The sequence below is a fragment of the Cellulomonas algicola genome (assembly GCF_003851725.1).
GTDB classification, from domain to species: domain Bacteria; phylum Actinomycetota; class Actinomycetes; order Actinomycetales; family Cellulomonadaceae; genus Cellulomonas; species Cellulomonas algicola.
On sequence record NZ_BHYL01000158.1, the window covers coordinates 1 to 10,851 of the forward strand.

General features: G+C 75.5%; 11 protein-coding genes. 1 reads left to right on the forward strand and 10 read right to left on the reverse strand.

Annotated elements, in window-relative coordinates; translation table 11 throughout:
- Together CTKZ_RS11065 and CTKZ_RS11070 are read right to left on the reverse strand one after the other, a co-directional pair.
- Window positions 1-586 (reverse strand): FAD-dependent oxidoreductase (locus CTKZ_RS11065; protein WP_160142885.1); only part of this gene is annotated, 586 nt, incomplete at its 3' end.
- Window positions 583-1,827 carry a semialdehyde dehydrogenase gene (locus CTKZ_RS11070; RefSeq protein ID WP_235843443.1) on the reverse strand — a complete coding sequence of 415 codons (1,245 nt, stop codon included), beginning with the start codon at window positions 1,825-1,827 and terminating at the stop codon, window positions 583-585. The genes CTKZ_RS11065 and CTKZ_RS11070, both read right to left, overlap by 4 nt.
- A gap of 345 nt (window positions 1,828-2,172) precedes the next feature.
- Here CTKZ_RS11070 and CTKZ_RS11075 point away from each other — a divergent pair, with 345 nt between their 5' ends.
- Window positions 2,173-3,414 (forward strand): DUF418 domain-containing protein, encoded by a 1,242-nt coding sequence (locus CTKZ_RS11075; RefSeq protein ID WP_124342999.1) that lies wholly within the window; start codon window positions 2,173-2,175, stop codon window positions 3,412-3,414.
- A 113-nt stretch (window positions 3,415-3,527) separates the two neighbouring features.
- On the opposite strand, the gene CTKZ_RS22010 is transcribed toward CTKZ_RS11075, so the two are convergent.
- From CTKZ_RS22010 to CTKZ_RS11115, 8 genes are all read right to left on the reverse strand, one after another.
- Window positions 3,528-3,887, reverse strand: coding sequence for a HipA domain-containing protein (locus tag CTKZ_RS22010; RefSeq protein ID WP_200829711.1), 360 nt, complete (start codon window positions 3,885-3,887; stop codon window positions 3,528-3,530).
- On the reverse strand, window positions 3,803-4,399 hold the full coding sequence (locus CTKZ_RS11085) for a HipA N-terminal domain-containing protein (protein WP_124343001.1): 597 nt from the start codon (window positions 4,397-4,399) through the stop codon (window positions 3,803-3,805). Before CTKZ_RS11085 ends, CTKZ_RS22010 begins: the two co-directional genes overlap by 85 nt.
- Window positions 4,396-4,608 (reverse strand): helix-turn-helix transcriptional regulator, encoded by a 213-nt coding sequence (locus CTKZ_RS11090; RefSeq protein WP_124343002.1) that lies wholly within the window; start codon window positions 4,606-4,608, stop codon window positions 4,396-4,398. Before CTKZ_RS11090 ends, CTKZ_RS11085 begins: the two co-directional genes overlap by 4 nt.
- A gap of 165 nt (window positions 4,609-4,773) precedes the next feature.
- Window positions 4,774-5,640 carry an NAD-dependent epimerase/dehydratase family protein gene (locus tag CTKZ_RS11095; protein ID WP_124343003.1) on the reverse strand — a complete coding sequence of 289 codons (867 nt, stop codon included), beginning with the start codon at window positions 5,638-5,640 and terminating at the stop codon, window positions 4,774-4,776.
- Window positions 5,641-5,682: 42 nt separating this feature from the next.
- Window positions 5,683-6,339 (reverse strand): hypothetical protein, encoded by a 657-nt coding sequence (locus tag CTKZ_RS11100; RefSeq protein ID WP_124343004.1) that lies wholly within the window; start codon window positions 6,337-6,339, stop codon window positions 5,683-5,685.
- Window positions 6,336-7,301: an aldo/keto reductase gene (locus CTKZ_RS11105; protein WP_124343005.1), complete on the reverse strand. Its 966-nt coding sequence runs from the start codon at window positions 7,299-7,301 to the stop codon at window positions 6,336-6,338. Before CTKZ_RS11105 ends, CTKZ_RS11100 begins: the two co-directional genes overlap by 4 nt.
- 203 nt (window positions 7,302-7,504) lie before the next feature.
- Complete coding sequence (locus CTKZ_RS11110) at window positions 7,505-8,455, reverse strand: LLM class flavin-dependent oxidoreductase (protein ID WP_124343006.1); 951 nt, start codon at window positions 8,453-8,455, stop codon at window positions 7,505-7,507.
- 55 nt (window positions 8,456-8,510) lie between these two features.
- Entirely contained in the window at window positions 8,511-10,550 is a 2,040-nt protein-coding gene (locus CTKZ_RS11115) for a penicillin-binding transpeptidase domain-containing protein (protein ID WP_124343007.1), read from the reverse strand.
- Window positions 10,551-10,851 lie beyond the last annotated feature (301 nt).

A 10,851-nucleotide genomic window follows, 5' to 3' on the forward strand; every position in this document is an offset into this window, starting at 1 on the left:
GGGCGGGGACGACGCGGTCGCCGCGGTGGACCAGGACGACGCGCCCGGGCCGACCGCCGCAGCGGTCCGCGAGCGCGGCGGCGAGCTCGGCCCCGGCGAGGCCGCCGCCGACCACGACGACCGGGTCGGCGTCGTCGTCGACCGCCTCGGCGCGGGCCGCAAGCGCCTCCAGACCGCCCGGGTGCCGGAGCGTGAGGCCGCGGCCGATCAGGCCGTCGACCTCGTCGACCGGCTCGCCCGCACCCGTGCCGAGGACGAGCGCGTCGTACGACGTGGTCCCCCGAGCGCTCCCGTCGGCGGGCCGGTACGTGACCGTGCGGGCGGACAGGTCGACGTGCTCGACGCGGGCGTGCACGACGGTCGCGAGCGGCATGGCCTCGGCGAGCGGTGTCTGCGTGAGGTGTGCGGGCAGCAGGCCCGACACGACCTCGCCGGTGAAGCCGTGGAAGTTGTGCACGAGGTTGTCGGACACCACGACGATCTCGACGGACCCGTCGCGGAGCATCCCCCGGACGCGGCGCACGAGGGCGCCGTAGGCGTGCAGCGTCACGTACCCGCCGCCCAGCAGGACGACCCGCCGCGTCACCGCGCCGCTCCTGCCGCGACGAGCGCGCGCCCGGTGACGCCGTCCACCGCCTCGACACCGGTCGCCGACGTGCTCGCGCCGCCGGGACCGCCGACCACGGCCGGCGACCCGGCGGTTGTTGCCGGCTCTCGCGGTGTGTGCGGTGACGACGCCCGGGTCGCGGGGCTCGTCGTGGCGAGGACCGTCGGGTGCGGGTCGGCGGCGGGGACGGCGAGCGGGCGGCCGAAGGTCGTCGGCGGGGCGGCGCGGAACCCGAGGCTCGCGAAGCGGCGGGCGATCGCGCGGACGTGGTCGACCTGGTCGAGCGTCGGGACGCCCAGCGAGAAGTGGCCGGTGTGGCCCGACAGGGCGAGCAGCGCGGTCTCGGCGAAGCAGCCGTACGTGAACCCGGGCGGCTGGCCGATGTCGCCGCCGCGCAGCCGCAGACCCGGCACGGAGACGACACCCCCGTCGACGACGGTCACGTCGGGCCGCTCGACGAGCAGGTCCGGGGACGTGTTGCGGGGCTGCGTCGCGTCGAGCACGACCGCGCCGGGGGCGAGGTGCTCGGACCGGAGGACCGCGTCGGCGGCGGCGGTGAGGAGCACGACGACGTCGCACGCGCGGACGTCGTGCAGGTCGGTCGAGATCGTCGTCGGGACGCGCCGGCAGACCTCACCGGCCAGCGCGCCGAGCCGGCCGCCCGCACGGGCGACGAGGGTCAGGTGCTCGACGGCACGGTCGCGGGCGAGCAGGCGGACGAGGGTCGTGCCGACGCTGCCGGTCGCGCCGACGACGGCGACGCGGCGCGCGCGGTCCGGCTGGGCGGCGAGCAGCGCCCGCAGCTGGTCCTCGACGATCGCCGCGGTGTAGGCGTTGCCGTTGGTGACCCCGATGTCGGTACGGCCCGCGAGCGTCGACCCGCCCGACGTGACCGTCGCCGTCAGCGCCCCGAGGCCCACGATCCCGGCGCCCCGCCGTGCCGCGAGGTCCACCGCGGCGCCGACGCGGTCGCGCGCGGCGTGCGGGGCCTCGAGCATGTGCCGGGCGCCGAACGGGACGAGCACCACGCGACCGACCGGGTCGGGCGTGACGTCGGGCAGGTGCACCCGGGCCATCGTGAACGGCCGCAGCGGGAGCCGGCGGACCGCCCGGTCGGCGACGCCCTCGGGGACGCGACCGAGCGGCGACCAGACGCGCGCGAGGTCGTCGGACACCCGGGCCCGCGGGTGGACCAGGAACGCGAACGGGACGGCACTCATCGGCGGTTCTCCAGGGGATCGCGGCCGCGCTGGGCCGGTCGTGGGTGCAGCCCGGGGGCCGCGACGGAGGTGAAGAGGTCCGGCGGCGGTGGCCAGATACGTCGGTCACCCGGTCGGCCGCCCCTGCACGCCATGCTCGTCGCGCCCGCGCACCCGGGGCGTCCGCCACTGGTCGCGTCGTCGACGGCCCGTCGTCCCCCGCCGGTCTGGTCCCGCGCCCGCGCATCCACCCGCCGGCGGACATCCGCACCGCATCAGGCCCGCCGCATGCGGGGGTGTCCCCGAGGGGACATCCGGGGGGATCCCGGATGTCGACGCACGTGCCGGGCTCCCTAGGTTCGGGCCATGACCTCCGACCAGCCCAGCGCGACCCTGACCGCCCCACCCGCGGCCGCCGTCGCTGCCGCCACCGTCGCTGCCCCGCCACCGGACGTGGCGGACCGCCGCTCGCTGGCCCCGGACCTCGCGCGCGGCATGCTGCTGCTGTTCATCGCGCTCGCGAACGTGTGGGGCTACCTGTGGTCGACCGGTGAGGCAGGGCCCGGGGGGCGACCGGCGGGCGGGTCGGACGTCGACCACCTGGTCGACGCGCTGACCGCGTTCTTCGTCGACGACCGGTCACGGCCGATGTTCGCGATCCTCTACGGGTTCGGGCTCGCGACGATGGCGAGCCGGCTCGCGGCACGCGGCGAGGACCGCAGGGGCGCTCGTCGGGTGCTGGCGCGGCGCGGCGCGTGGCTCGTCGTGCTGGGCCTCGTGCACTCGGCGCTGCTGTTCGGCGGCGACATCCTCGCGGCCTACGGCGTGACGGGCCTGGTCGCGCTGGCGTTCCTGCACCGGTCGCGCGTGACGCTGTGGATCTGGTTCGCCGCGGGCACGCTGCTGTCCACCGCCGCGGGCGTGGTCGTGCTGGTGTTCTTCGAGGAGGGCTTCGGTGGCGACGGCGCCCCGACGACGAGCTACGTGGCGTCGGTCGGCGAGCGGCTGGTGTCGTCGGGCGCCTCGATCGGGCTCGCGGCCGTGCTGCTGTTCTTCGTGCCGCAGGTCGTGCTCGGCATCCTGCTGTCCCGTGCGGGCTGGCTGACCCGCCCGTGGGAGCACCGCCGCCGCCTCGGTCAGGTCGTCGTCGTGGCGCTCGCCGTCAACGTCGTCGGCAACCTGCCGTGGGCGCTCGTCGTCGGGCACGTGTGGGAGCCGTCGGCCGCCGTCGGCGGGGTGCTCGAGATCGTCCACATCGCGTCGGGCGTCGTCATGGGCCTCGGGTACGTGTGCCTCTTCGGCTGGCTCGCGGCCGTCTGGCACGACCGCCGCGACCTGCCGGTGGTGCGGGCCGTCACAGCGGTCGGCGAGCGGTCGCTCACGTCGTACCTGCTGCAGTCCGTGATGTTCGCGCCGCTGCTGAGCGCGTGGGGCCTCGGTCTGGGCGGCCGGATCGGCACGGCGACGGCCGCCGCGCTCGCCGTCGGGGTCTGGCTCGTCACGGTCGCCGTCGCGGTCACGCTCGACCACCACGGACGCCGCGGCCCCTTCGAGGTCCTCCTCCGCCGCCTCACGTACCGCCGTCGCCGCGACCGCGTGACTCGCTGAGGTCGATGACAGCCGGCACTCCCGCCTGGTCTCGGTAGAGCGGTGAGAGTCGCGGGAGGTTCGCACGGACGACGTCGACCACCCGGCCACCGCCTAGAAGCGGGGCGACGTCGTCACGCGCCTGCTCGAACGCGCAGGAGCCGGCCGATCTGCCCCACGCCCGGACCACCGTCCTGGTGCTGGTACTTCCGTACGGGAGACACCGCGAGGGCCTGGCAGAGGTCCTCCTGGTGAAGCCGCCGGACGGTCCCGTCGTCCTCGACGCGACGGTCGTACCGCTCGACGACGAGCGCACGGATGCCGGCGTCAGGGGACGACCACATCGACCAGCCCGGCGCGCGCAGACCGACGTGTCGCGCGAGCGAGAGCCCGAAGGCCTCGACGACCGTCAGGTCGGGGTAGCGCTCGTCGGACGCCGTGAGCTCGGTTTCAGGATGTGCGTCGTCGGGACACCGCGCCCAGGCGCGAGCCACGATCCGTCGACCGCTCGGACGAGAGCGATCTTCGGCTGCGCGCCTGCGAGGCTGATGCGGCCCCAGACGTGTGCGGGTGGCCGCCCGGTGCGATACGCCTGGATCGTCTCGAGCAGCTCGTCGGCGATCGCCTGGTCGTCGACCGGCGTCAGGTCCGAGCGGTCGGCGCGGGCGTCTTCGGACGCCTCGCCGGGTCGGACGAACTGCAAGGCGCCTGCGACGTCGTGGCCCATGTGCTCGAGCAGCGCGAACGGGGATCGGGCCGACACCTGGAACCGTCGTGCCATCGCCTCGAGTGCCTGCTCGTTGTCAGGCAGCAGACCTTGCAGGAAGGGCAGGACGGCACGCTGCTCGTGGACGCTGGAGGTCAGCGGCATCGACAGCGAGAGCGGCGTCGGGTCGGCGCCCGCGCGGTACGTCTCCTCGTACCGAAAGCCGAGCGCTCCCCCCGCGGTCATGGTGAGCGTCCCCGCGCGGACGCCGTCGAGGTGGACGTCCAGCGTGCGGCTCATGCCCGCGCGCGCACGTCGACCTCGAGCTCGAGCTCCTCGATCACGGCGAGGAGCCGAGGGAACTCGGCGGCCGTACGGCCCGACTCGACGTTGATGAGCCACTCGCGCGAGACGCCTGCACGCCTCGCGAGGGCGGCCTGCGTCAGCCCGGCCCGCTCGCGCGCAGACCGGATCACCGCTCCCATCTCCACCATCGTCCGGATGCGCATCGACCCTCCCGTTCGACTCGAGGCACGCGCTGGAAGTGGATCCGCGTCCACTTCTGCGAATGTGGACCACGATCCACATCAGTACAAGTGGACGATGATCCACTTCGCGGCGGGTGGATCCTGGTCCACACGTGCGACCAGGCCAGCGGCCTGCCCCGCGCCCCCTCAGACCTGGGCGCCCGGGAGGCGTGAGCGCCAGGTGTGGGTCGGCTCGTAGCCGAGGAGACGGCGGGCCTTGTCGATGGACAGCAGCGTCTCGCGGCCCTCGACGGGGCGGCGGAGCTCGACGTCCGGGAACTCGGCGGCCAGCAGCTCGGCCGACGGGGTGTCGAGCACGGTGTCGGGCGCGGCGATGATGAACGCCTCGAAGCCCGTCAGGTCGCTCTCCAGGGCCAGCCGGACGGCCTGCGCGCCGTCGCGCGCGTCGATGTAGCCCCACAGGTTCCACCGGCGCGACTGCGCGGTGAAGTCGCGGAACGCCGGGTAGTCCTCGTCGACCATGACGTTCGAGAACCGCAGGCCGATCAGCTTAGCCGACGGGTCCCAGCGCGTGAAGTGCCGAGCCATCTCCTCCTCGACGGCCTTGCCGAGCGAGTACGTGCTCTCCGGGCGGACGGGGTACTCCTCGTCGACGGGCGCGTACGGCGGCGGGGTGTCGAACGGCAGGCCGAGGACGGTCTCGCTCGACGCCCAGACGACGTCGCGGATGCCCGCCCGGCGCGCGGCGGAGAACACGTGGTGCGTCGCGACGACGTTGTTCGCGAACGTCGCACCGCTGGGGATCAGGCCGGGTGCGGGGATCGCCGCGAGGTGCACGACAGCGTCGACGCCCTGGTAGCGGTCGTCGATGCCGGTCAGCGCCTCGGTCACCTGGCCCAGGTCGGTGAGGTCGACGCGCGTGAACAGCGCCGGCTGCCCGGGCGGCGGCGGGGCGACGTCGACGTTCACGACCTCGTACCCGTGCGCGGCGAGGTCCTCGACGACCGCCCGTCCCAGCTTCCCGCTGCCACCTGTCACCACGACGCGCGTCATGCCCCGACCGTAACCCGGCACCCGCGGACGCCGCCGACCGTCCTACGCGTAGCGGCGGTGCTGGAGCGGCAGGAAGCGGTCGACCGAGTGGCGGAGGCTGAACCGCGGCTTCCGCAGCCGCACGTCGACCGAGTAGTAGTCGGCCCACTTCCGGAACGCCTCGTAGCCGCGCCAGTCGAGGTCCAGGCCCTCGGCGACCTCGACCGCGCGCGCCGCGAGGTCCGGCCAGCCGAACCGTCGGGCCGCCTCGTACGGGTCCGTGACGCGTGCGAGCAGCGGGTCGCGGCCGTCCGACGGCGGGACCTCGCCGTCGAGCACGAGCTCCGCGATCGCCCGGACGCTCGTCGCCCGGTCGACGAACGGCAGGGTCAGACGCGTGAAGTCGTCGACGATCACCTGCGGGAACCCCGGCGTCTGCGCGGTGTACTCGCCGCGCCACCCGAACGCCGTCGCAGCCTGGTTGAACTGGTGCACGAACCGCTCCCCGGCCGTCCGCTCACCGGAGGCGGGCGTGCACTCGACGGTGATCGTGCGGACCCGGTCGACGCGGGCCTGCGGCTCGCACCGCACGACCATGGCGACGTCCCCGGACCGCCCCCGGAACACCGGTCCACCGCGCGTGAAGCCGCGCTCCGCGAGGAGCGGCTCGAGCGCGCCGGGCAGGTCGAACGCCGCACCGGCGGCCGTCTCGGCACTCACTCGGCGTCGAGCCAGGTCCGGGCGGGCGGGAGCAGCGCCTCGAGCTCGGGCCACAGCGCGTCGGGGAGCTGCGCCGACGCGGCCGCGACGGTCTGCGCGACGCGCTCCGGACGGCTCATGCCGACGATCGTCGCGGCGACCCGCGGGTCGCGGAGCGAGAACTGCAGCGCCGCGGTCGCGATGTCGGTGCCGTGCTCGGCGCACACGCGTCGCATGGCCTCCGCCGCGTCGAGCACCTCGGGCGGCGCCTCGCGGTAGCCGTACGTCGTCGGGCCGCCCTCCTGCTTCGCGAGGATGCCGCCGCCGTGCACCGCCGCGTTGAGGATGCCCATGCCCTGCCGCTCGGCCTCGTCGAGCAGCGGGCCTGCGGAGCGGTCGAGCAGCGTCCAGCGGTTGTGCACGAGCAGCACGTCGAACACCCCGAGCGCGAGGTAGCGCGCGATCTCCTGCACGCGGCCACCCGCCAGCCCGATGGCCCCGACCTCGCCGGACTCCCGCAGCGCGACCAGCGCCTCGACCGCGCCGCCCGGGCCCGCGAGCTCGTCGAACGGCCACGTCTCCGGGTCGTGCAGGTGCACGAGCGGCAGGTGGTCGAGCCCGAGGCGCTCGCGGCTCTCCGCGACCGACGCGCGCACGCGGTCGCCCGAGTAGTCGCCGTCCAGCGGGTCGACCTTCGTCGCGACGGTCACGCCCGCGGGCAGCCCGCCGACCTCGCGCAGCGCCGCGCCGATCCGCCGCTCGCTCTCGCCGTCGCTGTAGCCGTTCGACGTGTCGACGAACCGGATCGGGCTGTCGAGCGCCGCGAGCACGGTCGCGACACCCTCGTCGGCGGGCACGTCGCGGCCGAACAGGCCCGGCATGCTGCCCAGCGGACCGCCGCCCAGGCAGACCGCGGACACCTCCAGACCCGTGCGGCCGAGCGGGCGGATCCAGCCGGGCGTGCCGGGGGCGAACGACGTCATGACGGGCTCCTGAGGCGATCACGGATCGGCGGCGATCCGACGGCGGCGGGCTCGTCGCATTCCATCACGGGACGACACACCCGGCCGCGCACGTCCCGCGGCCGGGGCGACGACGAGGTCGACGTCCGCCCACGTGGCGCGACGCGCTCGCCACCCGCCGAGCTGCCCCGCGGTGCGACGGGCCGAACCCGACCGTGCCGCGGTCAGCGCAGACGCGCGAGCGAGTCCAGCGCGGCGACGGGATCCGGGCCCAGCGGGAACAGCACGGCCGACGACACGCCCGCGTCGAACAGCGCGTCGAGCCGGGCGCGCGCCGCAGCCGGCGTCCCGACGATCCCGAGGTCGTCGACCCACGCGTCGGGCAGCGCGGCGCCGAAATCCTCGGGCGATCCGACCGACGCCCGCAGGGCGGCGATCTCGTCGGCGTACGGCAGCGGCGCGAGGTGCGGCGCCCAGTCCGGCTCGCCCACCCACGCGAGCGCGGGCCGCGCCAGACGACGGGCCGCGTCGGCGTCGTCGTCGACCGCCGCGACGCAGTACGCGACGACCCGGTGCTCGCGCGTCGGGGCGATGTGCGCGAGGGCCGCAGCGACGTACTCGGGCGTCACGGGCTCCGCGAGCACGGTCCCGTCGGCGTAGCGGCCCGCCACCGCGAGCGACTTCGGACCACGCACGCCCGCGAGGATGCGCGGCGGGTGCGCGGGCGGCGACTCGAGCTGCACGCCGTCGAGGTGCACGTACCGGCCGTCCGCGTCGACGCGCTCGCCGTGCACGATCGCGCGGACCGCCCGCAGGTGCTCCTCGAGCATCGTGAGCGGGCTCGCGGGCCACGCACCGACCTGTCGCATCCACGCGGGCATGCCGTGCCCGATGCCGACGTCGACGCGGCCCGGGAAGAGCTCGGCGAGCGTCGCGGCCTCCATCGCCGTGAACGCGGCGTCCCGCACCGCGGCGGGCAGGATCCCGACGCCGACCCGGATCCGCTCGGTCCAGGCGAGCACGGCCGCCGCCTGCGCGACCCCGCCGCGGAAGAAGCAGTCCTCGACGACCCAGATCTCGTCGAAGCCGAGCTCCTCGGCACGGAGGGCGAACTCCCGCACCCGTCCGACGGGCAGGTCTCGGGGCAGCAGCACGCTGGTCGCGCGGTCGGTCATCGTCGTCCTCCTCGTGGCGCACCCGCCCAGGTCCGGGCGGACGACGACCGCGGCGTCAGCCGGCGGCGGCCTCGAGGAAGCGCTCGAGCAGCGGGCCCGCGGTCGTCGAACCGTAGTCTCCGACATCCACGAAGACGGCGACCGCCAGGTCGCCCTGGATCGCGATCATCCACACGTGGTTCTGGAGGTTGGCCGCGTCGCCGAACTGCGCCGTGCCGGACTTCGCCATGACCTCGCCACCGGGCGTGTCCTGCAGGAACGACCCGCCCCCCTCGGTGACGACCGCGCGCATGAGGGTCCGGAGCGCGTCCGCCTCGCCGCTGGTCAGCGGGACGTGCGGCCGCGACGTCGCCGCTGCGGGCGCCGGGGTGGGCCCGTCCGACGCACCCGTGGTCGCGTCGTCCTCGGTCGTGGCGGTGGCAGCGTCGGCGTCGACGACGAGCCGCGGCGTGACCGTCGCCCCCGCCGCGACCGACGCGGCGACCGTCGCCATGCCGAGCGGCGACGCCAGCACGCGCCCCTGCCCGATCATCGACGCGGCGTGGTCCGTGCCGTCGGAGTCCGACGGGACGGCACCGAGGAACGCCGCGAACCCGAGGTTCGCGTCCGGCACGAGGCCCAGCGATCCCGCGGCGTCGACCAGCGCCGACTGCTGCGCCTTGTCGCGCGCGGAGATGAAGGCCGTGTTGCACGACTGCGCGAACGCCGTGCGCAGCGGGACCTCGCCCAGCGCGCTCGACGGGTAGTCCGGGAAGTTCGAGAACTGGCGGCCGTCGACGCTCGTCGTGGGCGGGCACGACACCGGGGAGTCCGCGGTCAGGCCCGACCGCAGCAGCGCGAGGGCGCTCGCGACCTTGAACGTCGAGCCGGGCGCGTACTGGCCGAGCGTCGCGGTCGACATGCCCTCGCCGCCGGGACCGCTCGCAGCGGCGACGACGTCACCCGTCGACGGGCGGATCGCGACGATCGCGCTCGCCGGGCCGACGTCCTCGAGGATCGTCTCGGCCTCGGTCTGCGTGGCCGGGTCGATCGTCGTGCGCAGGTCCGTCCCGGGCGTCGGCTCGGTGGCGAACAGCTGCCGCACCGCGACACCGTCGGCCGGGACCGCCTCGACCGTGAGGCCGGGGCGCCCGCGCAGCAGCGCGTCGTACTGGCGCTGCAGGCCCGACAGGCCGGTGAGGTCACCCGCGGCGATCGCGCCCTCCGACTTCTCGACGATCTCCGCCGTCGCCGAGCCGACCGTGCCCAGGATCGGCCGGGCGAACCGCCGGGTCGGGGCCAGCGGGATCGTGTCGGCGACCGCGCGCACCCCGGGCGTCGCGACCAGCGCGTCGACGTCGTACTGCGGGTCACCGTCGCGCACCACGATGGCCTCGACGAACGCCTTCGGGCCGGCCGCCGCGACGCGCTGCACGTAGGCCTCGACGTCGAGCGCGAGCGCCGCGCCGAGCGCACGGGCCGCCGCCTCCTGCCCGGCCGCGTCGACGAGCGTCTTGTCCACGCCGACGCGTCGGACGCCGCGCGGCTCGACGATGACCTGGTCGCCCGCGCCGAGCACCCGGCCGCGCTGCGCCTGCACGCGCGTGACGCGCAGCGTCTCGGTGGGCTGCAGGTCGGGGACGAGGACCCCGGGCGTCCACGCGACGCGCCACACCTCGGCGTCCTCGGCGTCGCGCGCGAGGGACACCTGCGTCGCGTAGGTCCAGTCCGTGTCGCTGTCGTCGACGTCCCAGGTGTACGTGAGCTCGGCCGTCGCGGAGTCCGGGTCGTCCTCCGGGACCGTCACCTCGCCGCGCTCGACGTCCGGCACCCACGGCTCGACGCCCGCGAACGTCGCCGTGCGCAGCTCCGCCGCGGCGGCCGCGTCGCCCGAGCCGGCGGCGAACTCCACGGCGGCGAAGTCGCCGGTCTCGATCGCCTTGGTGAGCGTGTCGATCGCCTCGTCGGGGCCTGGGGGCTTGGGCGAGCACGCCGTGAGCGTCCCGACGACGAGGAGCGTCGCCGCGCCGACCAGCCCGAGCGCCGCAGGTCCGCGGCGGTGACGCGGTCGCGGTCGGAGGGCGGGCGCGTCGTCGCGCGCGCGGTCGAGCGTCATCAGGTCTCCTGTCGTCGGACCGGCGGCGGCGCCGGCCCGTCTGCGTTCCGTCCGAGCGGTCATCCTGGCCCGTCACGCAGGCCGGGGGCCAGCGAGTTCGCGAGGCGGGACGTGTCCGGGCAGCGTGGCACCACCCGCGGCGGGAGCGGGTGGGAACACGGAACCCTTCACCCTTCCTCCTCACCGCCCGGCCGTCCGTCGGGCGGCGACCGGGACGTGGGTCCCGGGTCGGCGGCGCGGGACGACGGCGCGGGCGTGAGCGCGAGCTGGTGGCGGGGCGGGTGCGGCCGCCGGCACGGAC